This is a genomic window from Ruegeria sp. HKCCD7296, assembly GCF_013110775.1.
In the GTDB taxonomy this organism is placed as follows: Bacteria; Pseudomonadota; Alphaproteobacteria; order Rhodobacterales; family Rhodobacteraceae; genus Ruegeria.
On record NZ_WVRF01000017.1, the window covers coordinates 36,054 to 54,127 of the forward strand.

Annotated in this window: 15 protein-coding genes and 1 pseudogene; 4 read left to right on the forward strand and 12 right to left on the reverse strand. The window is 54.6% G+C overall.

The window, feature by feature from the left end; translation table 11 throughout:
* Positions 1-42 precede the first annotated feature (42 nt).
* From GS632_RS18785 to rfbF, 5 genes are read right to left on the reverse strand one after another with little or no spacing between them, the layout of a single operon-like run.
* On the reverse strand, positions 43-444 hold the full coding sequence (locus GS632_RS18785) for a GtrA family protein (RefSeq protein WP_171722278.1): 402 nt from the start codon (positions 442-444) through the stop codon (positions 43-45).
* A complete protein-coding gene (locus GS632_RS18790) occupies positions 441-1,319 on the reverse strand; it encodes an NAD(P)-dependent oxidoreductase (protein ID WP_171722279.1) in 879 nt (292 codons plus the stop codon). The genes GS632_RS18785 and GS632_RS18790 overlap by 4 nt, the downstream gene beginning before the upstream one ends.
* The gene (locus GS632_RS18795) at positions 1,319-2,560 is read right to left on the reverse strand and encodes a class I SAM-dependent methyltransferase (RefSeq protein ID WP_171722280.1); all 1,242 of its coding nucleotides are present in this window, start codon (positions 2,558-2,560) and stop codon (positions 1,319-1,321) included. The genes GS632_RS18790 and GS632_RS18795 overlap by 1 nt, the downstream gene beginning before the upstream one ends.
* Positions 2,557-3,636, reverse strand: coding sequence for a CDP-glucose 4,6-dehydratase (gene rfbG / locus GS632_RS18800; RefSeq protein ID WP_171722281.1), 1,080 nt, complete (start codon positions 3,634-3,636; stop codon positions 2,557-2,559). The genes GS632_RS18795 and rfbG overlap by 4 nt, the downstream gene beginning before the upstream one ends.
* Positions 3,633-4,406 (reverse strand): glucose-1-phosphate cytidylyltransferase, encoded by a 774-nt coding sequence (gene rfbF / locus GS632_RS18805; protein WP_171722282.1) that lies wholly within the window; start codon positions 4,404-4,406, stop codon positions 3,633-3,635. Before rfbF ends, rfbG begins: the two co-directional genes overlap by 4 nt.
* Positions 4,407-5,029: 623 nt before the next feature.
* Between rfbF and GS632_RS18810 the strand changes: the two genes are divergently transcribed.
* A complete protein-coding gene (locus tag GS632_RS18810) occupies positions 5,030-6,520 on the forward strand; it encodes an NAD(P)/FAD-dependent oxidoreductase (RefSeq protein WP_216601853.1) in 1,491 nt (496 codons plus the stop codon).
* A gap of 109 nt (positions 6,521-6,629) precedes the next feature.
* Here the strand turns inward: GS632_RS18810 and GS632_RS18815 are convergent.
* Positions 6,630-7,013, reverse strand: a pseudogene (locus tag GS632_RS18815) (hypothetical protein); the annotation flags it as partial.
* A 393-nt stretch (positions 7,014-7,406) separates the two neighbouring features.
* On the opposite strand from GS632_RS18815, the gene GS632_RS18820 reads away from it, so the two are divergent.
* Positions 7,407-9,371 carry a hypothetical protein gene (locus tag GS632_RS18820; protein WP_171722283.1) on the forward strand — a complete coding sequence of 655 codons (1,965 nt, stop codon included), beginning with the start codon at positions 7,407-7,409 and terminating at the stop codon, positions 9,369-9,371.
* A 64-nt stretch (positions 9,372-9,435) separates the two neighbouring features.
* Entirely contained in the window at positions 9,436-10,245 is an 810-nt protein-coding gene (locus GS632_RS18825) for an FkbM family methyltransferase (RefSeq protein WP_171722284.1), read from the forward strand.
* Between the two features lie 36 nt (positions 10,246-10,281).
* On the opposite strand, the gene GS632_RS18830 is transcribed toward GS632_RS18825, so the two are convergent.
* The 3 genes from GS632_RS18830 to GS632_RS18840 are packed head-to-tail and all read right to left on the reverse strand — an operon-like array spanning position 10,282 to position 13,509.
* Positions 10,282-11,307, reverse strand: a complete 1,026-nt coding sequence (locus tag GS632_RS18830; protein ID WP_171722285.1) for a glycosyltransferase — start codon at positions 11,305-11,307, stop codon at positions 10,282-10,284.
* Complete coding sequence (locus tag GS632_RS18835) at positions 11,304-12,815, reverse strand: hypothetical protein (protein ID WP_171722286.1); 1,512 nt, start codon at positions 12,813-12,815, stop codon at positions 11,304-11,306. The genes GS632_RS18830 and GS632_RS18835 overlap by 4 nt, the downstream gene beginning before the upstream one ends.
* A gap of 7 nt (positions 12,816-12,822) precedes the next feature.
* Entirely contained in the window at positions 12,823-13,509 is a 687-nt protein-coding gene (locus GS632_RS18840; protein ID WP_171722287.1) for an NAD-dependent epimerase/dehydratase family protein, read from the reverse strand.
* Between the two features lie 687 nt (positions 13,510-14,196).
* Between GS632_RS18840 and GS632_RS18845 the strand changes: the two genes are divergently transcribed.
* Entirely contained in the window at positions 14,197-14,727 is a 531-nt protein-coding gene (locus GS632_RS18845; RefSeq protein WP_171722288.1) for a VPLPA-CTERM sorting domain-containing protein, read from the forward strand.
* 76 nt (positions 14,728-14,803) lie between these two features.
* On the opposite strand, the gene GS632_RS18850 is transcribed toward GS632_RS18845, so the two are convergent.
* The 3 genes from GS632_RS18850 to GS632_RS18860 are packed head-to-tail and all read right to left on the reverse strand — an operon-like array spanning position 14,804 to position 18,073.
* A complete protein-coding gene (locus GS632_RS18850; RefSeq protein ID WP_253284509.1) occupies positions 14,804-15,688 on the reverse strand; it encodes a glycosyltransferase family 2 protein in 885 nt (294 codons plus the stop codon).
* Positions 15,669-16,499 carry a CpsD/CapB family tyrosine-protein kinase gene (locus tag GS632_RS18855; protein WP_171722289.1) on the reverse strand — a complete coding sequence of 277 codons (831 nt, stop codon included), beginning with the start codon at positions 16,497-16,499 and terminating at the stop codon, positions 15,669-15,671. Before GS632_RS18855 ends, GS632_RS18850 begins: the two co-directional genes overlap by 20 nt.
* A 35-nt stretch (positions 16,500-16,534) precedes the next feature.
* Positions 16,535-18,073 carry a lipopolysaccharide biosynthesis gene (locus GS632_RS18860; RefSeq protein WP_171722290.1) on the reverse strand — a complete coding sequence of 513 codons (1,539 nt, stop codon included), beginning with the start codon at positions 18,071-18,073 and terminating at the stop codon, positions 16,535-16,537.
* Between the last annotated feature and the right edge of the window lies 1 nt (position 18,074).

Here is an 18,074-nt window from a genome sequence, read left to right on the forward strand (position 1 = left end):
TCGTCGATGGCAGATGTGCCAAGGTATTATTTTCAAGCATTTTCAAACATCCTGCTGCCAGGGAAAGCGGTCCGTCAACACCCTGGAGATCATGATGAAAGCCAGAATGGCAGAGGGTAAAACAAGCAGCCCCTGTGCCATGATCGGTTTCAGGCCAACGGACAGAAGACCCTCGAGCGATAGGGCATTGAACGCGTAGACGACCAGATAGGACAGTATGTAATAAGGTAAACGCCCAAAGCCTTTGGTGTCGAAAACAAGCCGGGCATGGGTCATGAAATTCCACAAGACCCCGCCGGAAAACGAGATAGCCAGCGCCGCCTGCGGTGGCAGACCTGATAGGCTGAGACCGGTGAAAAACGCGTATGCGAATGCGGTATTCAGCATGCCGACTAGCGCGAAGCGCATGAAAGATCTTTTGCGGGGAACAAGATGTTTCTTCATACCTGTGCCCCTTCTGTGCGCAGAATATCCGCCACGCCCGAGGCGATGTCATGTTGCGGGGTAAAACCGGCCTCGTTCCGCAAGCGGGTCACATCTGCTGCCAATCGGTCAGGATCGTTTGCCGCGCGGGCAATGGCCCCCAGCCGGATCAGATCGGGGTGGTGCATTTGCTCTGCGACTTCTTCAATAAGGTTTCGGACCTGGATTGTCGTGCCACTGGCAACATTGACTGCGCCGGTGACATCGGTTTCCAGCAAGTGCGCCAACGCGCACGCCAGATCTTGCACATGCAGGAAATCGCGCTCCTGCAGGCCATCAGTGCAATCCACAGGCTGACCCGCCTTCAGGTTGGAAATCAGGTCACCGAACAACCGTCCTGGCGGCTCGCCCGGCCCGTAAACAAAGAAAATACGCGCCCAGACCAGCGACAGGTCAAGCGCTTCCTGTCCTGCGCACAGGGCCATTCCAGTTCCAGCCTTAGCGGATCCATACAAAGTACGGGGGCGCAAGGGACTGGTCTCGGCCAGCTCTGGCAATGCCCAGTCATATTCGGCGCAGCTGCCAGCGCAGATCACTCGTTTCCCACCGGTGCGGGCGAATGCGCGCACCAGATGCAGCGTGGCTGCCATCCAGTCCAGATTGGCCGCAGAAGTCCATCGGTCGCGCGCGCCATCATGCCAGGCCAGATGAACCAGATGGCTGGCACGAGCGTCTTCAAGCGCCGCTGTGACGGCTTCCGGGTTCAGCAGGTCGCATGAGATGTCGCTCGTACTGCTTCGACCCAGTGTCACGACCTCATGCCCGGCCTCTATAAGGGTCGGGACTGTGGCGCGTCCGATCAATCCGGTCGCCCCGGTCAGCAGAACCCGTCCCATCAGCTTATCCTGACCTCTGGCACGGCGGTTACGAACCGCGTTCCCTGCGCCCTCAGGTCGGCAAGCTGGTCGATGACTTCATCGCGGATATTCCAGGGCAGGATCAACACGTAATCCGGCGATGTTTCACGCAGCGCTTCGACCCCGTGTACGGGGATCCGGCTGCCGGGCAGCAGGGTGTTTTGCTTGGCCGGGTTCCGATCAACGCAATAAGAGATCAGATCAGGACCGATCCCGGCATAGTTCAGCAGCGTGTTGCCTTTGGCCGCAGCGCCATAGGCTGCAACGGTTTCTCCCTTCGCCTGCGCCCCGCGCAGGAAAGTCAGCAATCCGTCACGCAGGGTTTCGACCTGACCGGTGAAATTCATATAACCCTCGGGGCGGTCAAACTGCGCAGCGGCCTCACGGGCGCGGACCTTGGCCACACCAGCACCTTCGGGATGGCTGGCGGCTTCAAGACAGGCATAGACCCGCAGCGATCCGCCATGGGTGGGCAGTTCTTCCACATCGAAGACGCGCAGACCTGCCTTGGCAAAGATCTCCTCGACCGCCAGCAGCGAAAGATAGGAATAATGCTCGTGATAGATTGTGTCGAATTGCACGCTGTTGATGAGGTTCAGAAGGTGCGGAAACTCGACTGTATAAACCGCATCCTCTTTCAGCAGGGTGGCGATCCCGGTGACGAAATCATTGATTTCGGGCACATGTGCCAGAACATTGGCCGAAGCGATCAGCGCCGGGGGCTGTTCGGTCTTGGCAACCTTCTGCGCCAGCGTCTCGCCGAAATAATCGACCAATGTGCGTACGCCTTTTTTTTCAGCGGCAGCCGCAACATTCCCCGATGGTTCGATGCCCAGAACAGGAATGCCCTTTTCGACGAAATATTGCAGCAAATACCCGTCATTCGAAGCGATCTCGATTACCAGATCGCCCGACCCAAGATCGAATCGTTGCGTCATGCTGTCCACATAGTCTCGACAATGGGCCAGCCAGCTGTCAGAGAAGCTGGAGAAATAGGCGTAGTCAGTGGAAAAAATCTCTTCCGCCGGAACCACATCGTCCACTTGGACCAGCCAGCAACTGGTGCAGACGCGGGCGTGCAGCGGATAGACTGAGTCCGGAATATCTGCTTTGGCTGGATCGACATAGGAATTGGCCAGAGGAGACAGTCCCAGATCGACAAGCGTCATCTCAAGGGGGGCGCCGCATTGGCGGCAGGTGGGGTGGGTCGCGCCGATCATGTCTGTCTCTTGCTTATGTTTTCGAATTCAGCGATCTGCGTGCGGCACAGCTCGGTAGGCGAGGCGCCCCGGGCCCAGCCCGCATACCAGTCCGCCGTCAGCCTGACGGTATCCTCAAAGCTCAGGACCGGGCGCCAGCCAAGACCGGCGCGCGCCTGTGATACATCCAGCCGCAGCATCTTGGCTTCATGCGGGGTATCTGCCGGGGTATTGACCTCAACTCGGCCCTGCCCGAGCGCCTTGATCACGGCCTGGGCCACATCCAGAACCGGACGTTCATCGTCGCGTTCAGGACCGAAGTTCCAGCCTTGTGCAAAGGCTTCGCTTTGCGCAAGCTGCTGTGCCAGCATCATATAGCCCCTGAGGGGTTCCAGAACATGTTGCCAGGGCCGGATTGCGCCGGGGTGGCGCAACACAACACGTCCTTTATCACTCAGGCAACCGCGCACGATATCAGGTACTAGCCGGTCTTCAGCCCAGTCCCCGCCACCGATGACATTCCCGGCCCGCGCGCTGGCGATCCGGGCAGGGTGCGGGTCCGCCGCGTCCGGCGAATAATAGCTGCGCCGCATCGCGGCGGTTGCAATCTCGGTTGCACCTTTCGACGCGGAATAGGGGTCATGCCCGCCCATGGGGTCAGTTTCGCGATAACCCCAGACCTGTTCGACATTTTCATAGGCTTTGTCCGAGGTGGCAACCACCACCGCCCGCAAGCTGGGCGCTGCCCGCAGGGCATCCAGCAACTGAACCGTGCCTAACACATTGGTCTCGAATGTCTCGACCGGTGTGCGATAGGACCGCCGCACCAGTGATTGTGCGGCTAGGTGAAAGACAAATTCGGGATCGGTATCCGCGATCAGACGATCAAGCGCCACCCGATCGTTCAGATCCCCCGTGACCGAGCGAATCTTACTGTGATCCAGCAGAGCCCAGAGGTTAGGATCCGTTTCGGGCGCAAGGGCATATCCAGTCACATCTGCACCGACTTCGGCCAGCCACACAGCCAGCCAGGCACCCTTAAAGCCGGTATGCCCGGTTACAAGAACCCGTTTACCTGCAAATGCGCTCGCATTCATTCCCAGATTTTCCACGGTGCACTACCTGTGGCCCAATGCTCCTCAAGCTCCTGACGCTCGCGGATCGTGTCCATGGGCTGCCAGAACCCCTTGTGTTCGAAAGACATCAACTCGCTATCGCGCGTCAGCGTCATCAGTGGTTCGCGTTCCCAGGCGGTCGTGTCACTTTCGATGTATTTCCCGACTTCAGGCGAAAGCACAAAAAAACCGCCATTGATCAGGCCACCGTCCCCAACAGGTTTTTCGCTGAAGTTAAGAACCTGATTGTCCTGCATCTCCAGCTGACCGAAACGACGCGGCGGCGGAACTGCCGTGACGGTCGCCAGCTTGCCATGCGCCCGGTGGAAATCGATCCCGTCCCGGACGTTGATGTCGCCGACCCCGTCCCCATAGGTCAGACAGAAGGCTTCTTCATCCTGAACAAGTGGGATAACCCGTTTCAGTCGCCCGCCGGTTTGGCTGTTGTCGCCTGTATCGACCAGCGTCACGCGCCAAGGTTCGGATTTGCTGTTTGCAGTCTCAAGGCTGCCACTGGCCAGGTCAATTGTGACATCCGAGCTGTGCAGAAAAAAATTAGCGAAGTATTCCTTGATGACGTAGCCCTTGTAGCCTAGGCATACAATGAAGTCGGTTACCCCGTTGGCGGCATAGATTTTCATGATATGCCAGATGATCGGTTTACCGCCGATCTCGACCATGGGCTTCGGTATCTTGACGGTTTCCTCGCTGAGCCGGGTGCCCAACCCTCCGGCTAGAATAACGCACTTCATAAAATCGCTCCCTCGTTAAAAACGAAGTTGGCCGCCAATTCACAGACTTTCACCTTAGGTCCGCCGCAACCTTGTTCCTACAAACATTCAAGCGCAGTAGGACGGGAGCGTTGCGTTCGTGTCAAGATTCACAAAGCTACGCTTAATGATGCACTGAATTTCCCGGCACTCTAGCGCAAGAAAAATATACAATATGAGAAATGAAACGATATTGTTGACGTGATTTTCCAAAGAGTGTTGGCGTTTGGCACATAGTGCAAATAACATCGTGAATACAAATGTCCGGGGTGCTGCAGGTCGCGCATTTTGCAACATCTTCGTGGTGCTGCCCATGGTAATGCAGCGCACCCCAAGGCATCTGCCTCAGAGAGATAAAACTGTTTTTATTCAATCCTCTGTTGGAATTTCTCTGCCGAGTTCTTATGGATAAGTTTAGTGTTTCCAGAGGACTGGAATACGAGCTCCAGGCGCGGCATCCCGATCTTCGTCAGGTTCATTCAAACCTGATGCGAGTGTCTTGTAAGGAACACGGCTACTGTTTCGAGGGCCAATAGGAATTTGTTGTGAATCGATGATAACCTCCTGTAGCCTGACATTAGAGACTTGGTGTAGGTTTTAGTGATTTGAAAAAAGAAATTGTTCCAGTTGTTGTCATTGGGGGCGGACCGGCCGGTCTGACCGCTGCCTATGAGCTTCAGAAACTAAGCGATACGCATGTGCCTCAGGTCTATGAGGCCTCCGACATGGTTGGCGGCATCTCTCGAACCGAGACCCATAAGGGCTATCGTTTCGATATTGGCGGGCACCGGTTCTTCACCAAGGTAGGTGAAGTCGAGGACATGTGGCACGAAGTGATGGGTGACGATTTCATCACCGTGCAGCGCCTGAGCCGCATTTTTTATCGTGGCAAATTCTACGATTATCCGCTGCGGATATTTAACGCACTTGGCAATATCGGCCCCTATGAGACCTACAAGATCATCGGCAGCTTCATCAAATGGAAGCTGCGCCCCAAGCCTCAGGAAGACACCTTTGAAGAATGGGTGATCAACCGCTTCGGCGGGCGGCTCTACATGCACTTTTTCCGTAGTTACACTAGGAAGGTATGGGGTATTCCGCCGTCGCAGATCCGAGCTGACTGGGCCGCGCAGCGGATCAAGAACCTGTCTTTGCCAAAGGCGGTCTGGAATGCGATCTCCGGTGCCAATGACACGGCTAGCCTTATCGAGGAATTCCAGTACCCTCGTTTGGGCCCCGGCATGATGTGGGAAAAGACCCGCGACCTGATAAAAGAAAACGGCGGCAGCGTTCAAACTCATTCCGAAGTAGTGAAAGTGCACCGTGACGGTAATCGCGTTATTTCAGTTGAGGTGAAAACTTGGAATGAAGATGGTGAGATAAGAATCAAACAAGTTGAAGGGGAAGAATTCATCAACTCTATGGCCGTGCGTGATCTGATCCATACCTTTGACCCGCCGCCGCCGCCCGAGGTTGTCGAGGCTGCAGATCGTCTGAAATATCGGGATTTTCTGATTGTAACTCTGGTCCTTGATCATGCGGATCCATTCCCGGACAACTGGATTTACATTCATAGCCCAAAGGTAAAGGTAGGCCGCATTCAGAATTTCCGCGCCTGGTCTAAGGAAATGCTGCCCAATCAGAATACCGCCTCAATCGGGATGGAGTATTTTTGCCAGAAGGGTGATGGGCTATGGTCTTCTTCTGATGAAGAACTTAGAAAGCTTGCCAGCGAAGAGCTAGAGCAGCTTGGGTTGGCCAAGGCCACTGATGTTATTGATTTTGCTGTGATTCGACAGCCCAAAGCATATCCAGTTTATGACACTGAATACAAAGATGCTCTGGATACTGTCAGTGATTGGCTGAAAACACTCGAGAATTTCCAGACCGTCGGGCGTAATGGTTTGCACCGATACAACAACCAGGATCATTCAATGTTGTCGGCGATGTATGCCGCCCGCAATATTATGGGTGAGAACAACGATATCTGGGATGTAAATGTAGAACGCTCGTATCACGAGGAATTCGAAACGAAATCCAAGAACAATGTCGAGCACCCAAAAACTCCCTTAAAAGCACGGCACTCTGATCCTTAGGTTCCAGACTCATTGATTTACAGTCAGAACAAGACGGTAGTAGCGAGTGCTATGGCTGAGAAAAAGACGTCGGGCACCTATCATAGCGAGTGGCAACAAAGAGATGAAGTTTGCCATCCTCAACTTCCGGCAGCCGAGATATCCCATGCTGCTGTAAGCAACGATGCAAAGAAGAACGCGTCAACCTGTCGGGATATTTCCTTCGGAAATACCCTGTCGGTCAGTGGATGCGGGATCGTTGGCTGCAAAGCGTAAAGGCAGCCATCCTGCGGTAGGAACCTGTGCCGCCCGAAAGCAATAATCATGGCCTCCTCTTCTTCATAAAGAACGGTTGAACGAGGCTCATTGGGGTCGGTCTTCTGATCCTCAACAGTCTACCGTTTCCGCCACTTGGCGACCGTCTTGGGGTTGATGCCAAGCTCCCGGCTCTATTCCGCGATCGCTGTATCGCTGTTCGGACAGCGCGCGTGATAGTGGCGCTGCCGTGACGAATTTATCTCATAGTGCTTCTTTCCATTCCATCAAATGAATCACACCATCAAACCCTGGGATCAAACACCTAGCCAGGAACTATGGTGCTTGCGGGTTTGCTCCTGAATTATGGTCCAAAGTATCGGTCATGCTGCCTAGGCGAACTGAAACGCCCAAAAAAACATTGGCACTGACTCTTTGTTTCCCCAAAATCATCAATACGGATATGTTTGCGGTATTGATGTCGCATTCCGCATGCAATCCCTCTGATAGGCACAAAATACGCAACCTGAAGAGAATTACATGTTATCAGTAAATTGGTTGATTGAAGACAGATACATTCAGCTGAAATCTAGTATGTCCTTCATTGGGTAATCGTCGACTGCTGTATTTTGATGAGATTGTATAAGACGTGATGATATTACGCCTTCTTCTTTTACTCATTGTTTTGGCTGGCATTGCACTAGCCGGTCAGGATGTTGCGGCAACACTGGCCGCTGATGCGGCGCTTTTAAATGGCACATCGGCTTATTTTGCGGTTAGCGGCATTTTGTTCTCGTATCTCTGGGTTCCTCTTGTCGCGTTGGCAGCTTCGGCGTTGTTTGTCGCCCCGGGTTTTCTGCTTGCCCTTGGAATAGCTGCGCCCGAAGACCGTTTTGAACATTGGTTGCTCAAGGGCTTCACCTTTTCTTTGTTCGGCGTGCCTGCAAGCGCCGCAGTGCTGCAAGCGATCAGCGGCGTTCCGATGACGGGGGCGTCGTTCACTCTGCTTCTCGTTTTGCTCTGCCTGCCCGGTATCGGCTTGATTATGCGCCGACCCGACCCGGAGATCTTGCAGAACAGAGGCTGGGATGTGGCGGGCATGATCGTCTTGCCGCTTGCAGTTCTGATGTTTCTGGCACCCAAATTTTACTGGGAGTCGCTGAACGATGACGGGGCGCACAGCTTTCTGAACGCGATGCTGTTCATGACTCGTGGATTGCCATTCTGGCCACCGGATGCGGGCGGGATCGGAGGATATCCGACCCCGAAAATGGTGTCTGAAACCTTCCTGCAGACTGGGTTCATGCGGCTCTTTGGGCCCTATGAGGTTTCTATCCGATTCGCATACCTGCCGGGGATTTCGGTTCTGTTCGGGGTGATGCTGTCCTTTGTCCGCAATGCGGACGGCCAGACCGATCCCCGTACCGTTTTGGGGCTGGGCGGCGCGCTGTTTCTGTTTTCCTTCGTGATGGCGTTCAACCCGTCCTACAACCCTTATTTCGCCGATATCGCCTTGCCCATGGCACGCGAACCGATGATTCTGTTAGGGGTGCTGGGGTATATCCTGTTTTTCAACGAACAAAGGTTTGGCTGGATGGCGATCGTCTCCATCCTGGCCCTACTGACCGCGCCGAATGGCACTCTGCTTATTGGATTCTTTCTTATTTCCCATTTCCTTTTAACCCGACCATTTCCGTTCCGGCAGGTATTTATCGCGGGGCTGATAGCCCTTTCCATCTTAGTGCTGGCATCACTGGTTGAAATGATACTGACCCGATCGGATTTGATGGGTGTGGCTGACGAATTCGGGGCTGACGGTATCCTGCGCCGCCTGCGCTTTGTGACGGTCTTCGATACCGGGCGATTCCTGTTCTGGCTGTTGCCTTGCGGTATTCTGCCCGGTTTGGCGCTGTTGGCCTGGCCCTGGCAAGACAAACTGTCCAGAACGCTGACGCTGATGGTCGTAGCGTATGTTCTGTTTTTCTATGTTCAGGCTTATCGCATCCTGCCGCACCATTTTGCCCCGGCCGCAGTGATACCGCTGATCGTCTTCTGGCGGCTGCGCCCGGTGCAGGTGGCTCCAGTATCCGCGTTGGTTTGCGCTCTGGCCGGGCTTGCGATTAGCGCCTGGATCAGCTGGCCCGAGACGTTGCGCCCGTTTACCCAAACCCGGGATCTTGGCTATCGCATCTCGATCGACACGGGTGCAGCCCCGTTTCCCGACCTGAACGAGATACGTGTCGTACCAGAACTGATAGCACAAGCCTTCCCACCCGTATGGACACAGGCCGATCTGGAAAACCGTTACATGGCTGGCCAATTGTCGGTTTATGTTCATGCCAGGATGCCCGCTCCGGATACCATAACTACAGATTACTTCATTCGCACAGCCACAACCCCCCTGGCGGAAGGAGAAACCGTGATTGGCGAAGCTGTGGAAGGGCAGGTTATAGTAGCGCGCGACCAGGCAACCTATGAACAGGATCTTGGGAACACTGGGGTTCCGGTTAGTATTGCACGTCCCTATCGCGTGCCGCTTGATACCATTTTCGGACAAGGAACGCGCGATACGCCGTATCCCGTCTGGGACATCGCAAAAGTAGCGGGACTAAGATAGCCAAAGATTGGGAAACATAAGATTTTCCCGGGGACCAAAAGCGGGCATTTAAAAGGAGAACTTTATGAAGCAGAATCTTGCAAAACTGGTTGAATCATACCCGGTCCTCCAGAAGCCTGCCTATTTCGCGTATATTGGCGTGGTTAGTGCCAAAAATGTCAGCCGCCGTTTCGCCATGAACAATCTCGGCTATCTGCCAAAACGGGTCTCGGATCGGGGGCAGGATGTCTGGGTGATCAACGAGGTCTATAACGGCAAACGCAACGGGTTCTTTGTGGAACTTGGGGCCGCCGACGGGTTTTCGGATTCAAACACGTTCATTTTGGAAAAGCACTATGGCTGGACCGGGCTGCTGATCGAACCTAACCCGATCAACTATAATCGGATAACCAATTGGCATCACCGCACATCAACCAAAGTTCCGCTGGCAGTTGATCCTGAGCCGGGAAGTCTGGAGTTCATGATTGATGGTCAGCGCAGCAGCCTGCTGGTGGACGAGGCCGATAACATGACCGAGCGCCGTGCCTCAAAACTGGCCCGGTTTCGTGAAAAGGGCATGGTCGTCACGGTTGAGGCCGTGCCGCTGGAGGAAGTTCTGGATCGCTACAACGCACCTAGGGATATAGACTATTTCAGCCTGGATGTGGAAGGGTCGGAAACCCGGATTCTGCGGAATTTCCCGTTCGACCTGTATCGCTTTCATGCCATGACGATTGAACGCCCAACGCCCGAACTGAACGAGTTGTTGTTTGCCAATGGCTATCACTTCGTACGAAATTCGCTTTACGACACCTTCTATGTGCACGAAAGCAATCCACGTTTCGATCAGGTTGAGAAATTGCCGTTCGAGCAATTGCCTGCGAAACAGTTCTGAAACAGCCCTTGATGCCTTTCTGTATCGCGTGAACGGTTAGTTTCGCGTGACGCGGAGCTTCTGCTTTTGTCCCAGCACGTGATATTCGAACAGGCACCAGACATAGATGGTGGCCGAATAGACGTAATAGACCTGATGATACAGCAGGCATTTGAAGGCAAACCAGGGTCCGCCATGCCCGGCCATCGTGCGGACCAGATCAAAATTGGCGATCAGGGCTGCTGCCAGCAGCAGCAAGGGCAGGGGCCATGCACCCGGCCAGAAGGGTAGGGCTAGTATCGATAACAGCAACAGCCCCGCAATTCCGGCCCGTGCACGTTCTGCCATTGATGTGTTGAGATTATCCGACAGCCCCTCGCGCGAGATCATCAGCCGGGCCCAGGGCAGGGCGCGGCAATAGATATCGGTGCTCAGACTGTTTCGGATGGTCCAGACCTTCAGATGTTTACCTTGCAACTGGGGCTCGACAAGGATGCGGCGGCCGGTATTGGCAATCCGGTAGCCGAGCTCGATATCTTCAATCGACGGGACCTCATAGGTTTTGACATCGAACCCCCCGACCTCGCGAAACACATCGCACCGGATGGCACCGCATCCGGCCCAGAAGGTCCGCGCCTCGCGCCGGGCACGTTGGTGGTGATAGCGGTGCAGAAGGTTCTTGTAGCGCGAGAACCATGCCTGTCCGTCCGGCTCATCATCATATGAGCCAAATACCGCCCCGACATTATCCTCGGACATGGCGCGGCGGATATGGTCGGGGCCGTCAGGCCAGACGATAACATCGGAATCCACAAACCACAGGATATCGCCCGTGACCTGTTCCGCCGCCAGATTGCGCGCCGCGCCCGGCCCGCCATTGACCGGCGTGGTCAAAACCGTCGCGCCCATCTTTTGCGCAAGGGCGGCGGTGCCGTCTGGGGATTGGTCATCCACCACCAGAACCTCCTGCACCTGACCGGCGTTGAGCATGTCGATCAATGGCGGCAGCACCCGGGGCAGCAGATGTTCGGCGTTATAGGCGGGCATGACCACGCTGATGGTAAGAGGTTTATCTGAACTCACGAGATATCTCCGGAAGCAGTGCGCGGTATCCGGGACCGCTGAACAAGAAGAAGGAAAGCGGCCGTAAAAGGCAGCAGCCACATCACGCGCGCGCCATAGCGATCTGCGGGTTGGGACACACCGCCACAGACCAGTGCATTGACGGCAATGCCGATCAAGATGAACAGTGTGAACAGTTTCAAGGGTGGCGCAACGCGCCCCGGCCACAGCAACAGTCTAACCACGACGAACAGCGAGATCAGATAGATGGCGGAGTGGATGGTATTTGCCGGGCCAAGCCAGGATTGATCGCGTGTCAGAATAACGCTGTCGAGAACACCAAGTTGCGAGTCAGGTAACCCGGAAAGCGATTTCGTATTACGAATAACTGCCTCGTTCGGGATGGTCATCTTTACGCTGTTCATGCCAAGCTGTGTGGATGCATTTTTGCCAAACGCAAAGACCGTCCCGAACGGACGGGCCATCAAAACCTTCAGAAAAAAAGCCCGTTGTTCGGCCGCCACGGCCTGCTGATCCTCAATTGGCATCAGGCGGAAGGATCCCAGCCGTTCAGATTGTTCAAAGATGATGTGCGTGGCGGTCAGCCGATACGGATCATTGGACCAGGATAGGGCCTCATGCAGCGCGCAGGTGGCCAGGCCGGGTTGTGGGCAGACATCGCTCAAATAATCTAGGCCGGGGCCGTCAACGATCAAGCGTGCCGTGATATAGGGTGTATATATCACCTCTTTCTGCGCAACGGTTTCTGTTGCGAATTCAAAGGCTTTGCGCTCGGCAATAGCTAGGGCAACAAGACAGACGGCAAACCCTGCCGCAAGCCATCGCCCATAGCCAAGGCGCAACAGAGCCGCCAGTATGACAAAAGGCACCATCAGCGCCGCAACCCCCAGATGCGAAGGGTGCAGGACCGCCGCAAACGTAGCCAGAGCCAGCGCGCCCAGCCATTCCGCCACCGTCATATAACGCCCAGCCACAACAACCGCCGCGGTCATGATCAGCATGATCGATGCAAAAATATCCGGCATCACATAAGCGATATAAAAGGGCAGGGAGGTCAAAGCCCCGGCCAATAAGGGAATTGTCACCAGCTCAAGTGTACTGCATCCAATTGAAACAACTCGCTGCAACACGCGCATTGTCAGCCAGACCGCAAGCAATAGCGCGGCCAGATGAACGACCGCAACAGCCCCCAGCGCATCAGCCCGCCAGAAAACCGCAACCAGCAGCGCATAGGCCATCGAACGCGACCCGCCGGTTGTCTCATCTTCTTTAAGGGCCTGTTCTGGCTGCGCGTTGCTCGCGCCACTTTGGGCACCACTCGATTCTGGTGAAGGCAGAATAAGGGACAGCGCCGTATCGCCCTGTCTGAAATAGCTGCCAGTATCGAAATAATAGAGCGGCCCGCGGTTAATGATCAAAACCAGCAGACAGACAATAACCGTTGCTGCAAACAGCAAAACGCCCCTGAACCATCGGGGTGCTCTTCCAGAGGCGGTCTGCAAGGTCATTACCGTCCTACAGCTCCTTCATCGCCATTGCGGTACGTGGAAAATACGCAATCGCCGCCTTCAGCCCGCCCTCAAGCACAACCTTTGGTGTCCAGCCCAGCTGTTCTCTTGCGCGGGTGATGTCCGGTTGGCGCTGAATCGGGTCATCTTGGGGCAGCGGGTGCATCATCAGTTCGGATTTCGATCCGGTCAGGCGGATTACGGCCTCAGCCAGCTCCCGGATGCTCATCGCGACCGGGTTGCCCAGATTGATCGGCCCGGTCACGTCCTCGGGCGACTCCATCAGACGGATCAGCCCATCGATCAGATCGGATACGAAGCAGAACGACCGGGTCTGGCTGCCATCGCCGTAGATCGTGATCGGCTCGCCCGCCAGAGCCTGCATGATGAAATTGGACACCACGCGCCCGTCATCGGCGTGCATGTTCGGCCCATAGGTGTTGAAAATCCGCACCACTTTGATCGGCAGGTTGTGCTGGCGATAGTAGTCAAAGAACAGCGTCTCGGCGCAGCGCTTGCGCTCATCATAAAATGAGCGCGGTCCGATCGGGTTGACGTGGCCCACGTAATCTTCGGTCTGCGGATGGATCTGCGGGTCGCCATAAACCCCGGAGATCGAGGCCTGCAGGATTCGCGCGCTGACCCGTTTGGCGTTCAGATTCATGTCATTGGGATCAAAATCAGCTGCGTTCATCAGCGGCCTCGGTAACTCTCACCATCTCTGGCACAACACCCATTCGCATCTCCATGCTCATAGGCGGGAACTTTAAACAAACGGTCAAACTATAAATTCCGATCGAAAATAAGCGCCTGTACTTGGTACAACAACCCAACGCTACACGAAACTGTGGGCGCGTCTAAGCAGAAATACGGGGGCGCACCGGGTTTCGCCCGTTTTTGTTGTCAATCAAGGCCCACAGATCACGTGATTCTTTTACAATGCGGATAGTAGGTGCCGTTTTCCCTGATTGTTTCCCGCATTTCAGCGTAAGGAGACGCCCGGCACTAGGAAGCCGACGAGAAAAGCGTTGCCATTCAGTCTAGATGCCATCATTTGCGAGACGTGCCTCTCTGCATAATTGCACGCCGCCGTGACAGATGTTCCTGTTTCAGGATACCTGTCTGAGGACGCCTGGCCATACACAACACCACCGGAAGCTGATTCGCTCCCAGGTTCGGCGGGATATGTTCGCAATTGGGAAACAAAGCAAAAATTAAATCTATATTATGCCATCATCCGCGCGGATTCGCCCAAGAAAAGCCACAATTCCTCAAAAACCTTTAACAATCACACGGAAATGGTTTACCAATGTTTCTGGTAGGTGCCGCACTCTTGGTGCGCTCGTAATCCGTGGTGTGAGAATTAAGGGTGGGTCCTTTTATGTTTAGAACTTTAAAAATGACGGCTGTGGGGCTTATCGCCGCCGTCCTTATGACTGGCTCGGCCAGTGCGCTAACAAATGTAGTTGCAGGTGGCAGCTATGACATCACGTCCGACAATCTTTTTAATGGCGCAGTAAATACAGGCGCAGGTGGCGGCGGATCCTACTCCGTCAACTTCACCTCGCCGGTTGACCCGCTGGGGGCATCGACAGAAGCAACCATCGGCATTCGCTTGCTGACCAGCGCTTTCCCTATGGGTCTGACGGTAAGCTGGGTCGATGCAAACGATTCCACCAACGTACTAGCCACGACGCCTGTGCTGGGTGGTGTAACAATACTCAGGACGCTCTTCAGTAGCGTGAGCCCAAATACTCTGAGCCAGAATCTCCAATTCAGTTGGGCGGCTTCCCAACCGGACGTGACTTTTGACTTTGATGTGGCTGCAGTTCCGTTACCAGCTGGTGGTCTTCTGCTTCTGAGTGCGCTTGGTGGTATGGTTTTGGTTCGCCGCCGCAAGGCCGCTGCTTGAGCAAAGCGCGCATATCTGACCTACAACGGTACAACGACGAGGGGCCGCATTTCGGTCCCTTTTCAGTTGTGATGTATCAGATACTACCGCCCGATGCCTGACGCAGCATCCAGACCATCCTCTGGCATCTGAGCCGAAACAGGGTCGAGATGGCGCGCAAAGCCTCACCTCTTGAGGCTAGCCTATTGCTGGAAACAACTCTCGGGGTATGCACAACCGCGCTTGCCGGCATTGCAAGCGCACGGATTGCCCATCGAAGACGTGCCGGGGCATCTGTTCCGTTCAGTTGATACCCCTCTTGCGTCGTCCGTCGCCACTTGGCTTTGAGCGCAGACCAGTCTTGTCGGGATGGATGGCTAACGCAAAGCGTGTCCCGGTAGATCAAGCTATAGCCATGGGCAACGGCACGCATGGTCCATTCCCGGTCCTCGGAGACACCATTGATAAACCCACCGATTTTGTCAAATACATCCCGCCTGGTCAGCAGATTACCGGCGCCGGAGCATCCCTGAACTTCGATATATCTTCGGAAGTTGAAGGCAAAGACAGCCTCGAAGGCTTCAGCCCCGCTGCGCGGAGGCGGAGTTTCGTCAAAAACATCAACCCGGCCACCGATTAAATCCGCCTGATCCGCGATCTGGCGCCCGACTGACAGCCAATCCGGCGCGGGAACGCAATCGGCATCGATAAAGAATATTCGCGGCGCTGTGGTTTCCGCAACTCCACGATTGCGCGCATGCGCCGCACCCTTTTGCAGCTCTACCAGAAAGCGTATTTCGGGGAAGGCCTGTCGGATGCCATCCAGCGAAACCGGGGAGTTGTTGTCGACGACAACGACCTCGGTGTCCTCCAGATCATTCTCGCATAGCGCATGCAGACATCTCTCCAACCGTGACAGATCATTGTAATGAGGGATAATGACCGCATCGGTAGGAGGCATATCAGTAGGAACCGTACTCATTTCCGAAGGCCCCGCTGATATACCGGCACTTGTTCAAAACAATCCCCATGACGTTCGTAAGCTCCGCCAGTTGTTGCTCGGCGACATCAATATGATCGATACTGGTCTCCTCAGCTGCCACCAAAAGCAGAGCGCAGTCGACATTTCTGAGAAACCCGTGGCTGTCATCGCTGGCCATCAGCGGAGGCGTGTCGAACAGAATGACGTCGGGTTTGTATTCCGCCTCGAGCCGCTCCAAAAACTCGATTGTCTGGCGACTTTGCAGAATTTCAGCCGGGTTGCGTGTCGAGGAAAAGTTCAGCCCGAAGATTACGTTGTTTCCATGGCGCAAGGCATGTTCTTGAAATGGCACATTGCCCCGAATGACATCGGCCATACTATATTCACCGGTCTGTTTCAGAATCTCAGCCAGACCTCTGCGCCGCATGTCGAAATCGATCACGATCGTCCGCAAGTCTTCCTGCCGCCCCAAACTGAAGGCCAGATTGGCGGCTGAAGTGCTTTTACCACACCCACTGTAAGGAGACGTCAATGCCACCCGGCGCCAACCGTTGGTCAGGGCCTGCTGCAGCATCTTGGTGCGCAGCATGTCATAAGGCGTGGCATCTGCGCCGCCACGAAAGGACATCAGGCGCTTGCGGGAGATGAGGCGTGGATCGATTTCAATTTCAGGCACCGCCTGCCAGGCGTCGTCATCGACACTGTCCGGAGGAATATGCCTCTGCTCTTCAGTCAACGGCGGCGGTTGGGATGGCTGGCGACTACTACGTTCCTCACGGGCCTTCTGAATCGCCTGCTGAAGACGGTCCATTACACCTTCCTTACTTCAAAAAGAACAGAAATCATCTAAAATACTCCAAGCTTGTCGATCACTCTTTCTGTGAGCAGATCCAGTGGCAGATAGTAGGTGTGCACCGCCCATATGCTCGCAGGTACACCAACCATAATTACCAGAATAATTGCTGCCCAAGTTAGGCGCTGCCTCATAATCTCTCCGCGCGACCGCACATAAGGGATCGTCGCGATAGGCCAGACATCCAGCTTGCTGATCAAATCTTCCGGCCTTCGCACAGCACGGTTCAGAAGTTCCAACAAAACAATAAAAGCCAAGCCCATCGCGATTCCGGCAAAGGTTCCTCCGCCTGCCAGGACAACGCGGTTAGGCTTTGCCGGGGAACTCGGCACAGCCGGATGTTCAATCACCGAAATCCGTTGTCCCTGTGACGTAACTTCGATCCGTTCGCCTGTCGATGCCGAAGCTAAACGTGCAACTGCTGTATTGTATTGGAGTTGTATATTACCATGGTCGCGCTGCAACTCGGCCAGTGCAATCGCATTCGCTGGCGTCTGATCAATTGAAAGCGTCACTTGGTCGAGGTTTTCTTGCGTAACTGCCCTCTGATCTTCAAGTGCGGCTATTTGTGAATCCAGTTGAGCCAGTTGAAGATTTAGCGATGAATTTCCTGTTTGTGGAGCGGATTGAGGCGAGGCAGCGGTCTGTTCAGCTGCAACAACTTCTTCTAAGCGATTCACTCTGGCCCGTAGAATTCTGATCTGAGGACTACTTTCAGAGTAAACCCCCAATTGGTTGTCTAGTTGGTTACGTAACTGGCTCAACTGCTGCTGTGCCTGTGTTTGTGGTTGTTGTCCGACGGTCGTAATCTGACCAGTCGCACTGTAGATTTCCAACAGCTTTTCGCGTTGATTCTGAAGAGAAAAAATCTGTTGATCTGTCTGCTGAAGAGTGGCCTGCAAAGAACCTTGCCGTGCCATCCGGAATTGTAAGCTGGCCGGCAGGGCCCCGGCATTTTCATTTTGAAACTGTAAAATACGTGCACTGAGCTCGTCGAGCTCACCGCCTAAACGGTCTACCTCTACCTCGAAAAACGTCAGCGTATCTGAAGCTCGTTCCTTGCGATATTCAACGTCAAGTTTCTGAATTTCTGTTAGGTATTCGTTTAAAACCCCCGCAGCAATCAGACCAGAGCGGCCTTCGAATGTAATCGTCATCAGATTTGCTTGATTGCGCCCGGCTGAGATACGTATGTTGGTCTTCGTGCGTAGCTCATTCACTATTTGATCTGGACTTGCATTTGCTTGATCGGGCAAAATCTCGAATTTACGAGAAATATCAAGAAGAACCGGGCGTGTCAGCAAACGCTGCTCAACAATTTGGAGCTGCTCCCCCGCAGTTGCGGTGACTGTACTGGCCGCAAGGCTTCCTGGAATTTGCGGAGATTCAACGATCAACCGCATCGTCGACAAATAGGTTGGTGGCAATGTCATCGCCACTGTGACCGAAATCGCAGAGACGATCGTAGCAACCACGAGGAAATAGGGCAGTCGCCTCAGAAAAATGGAGAAATAGTAGCGTACAGGACCCATC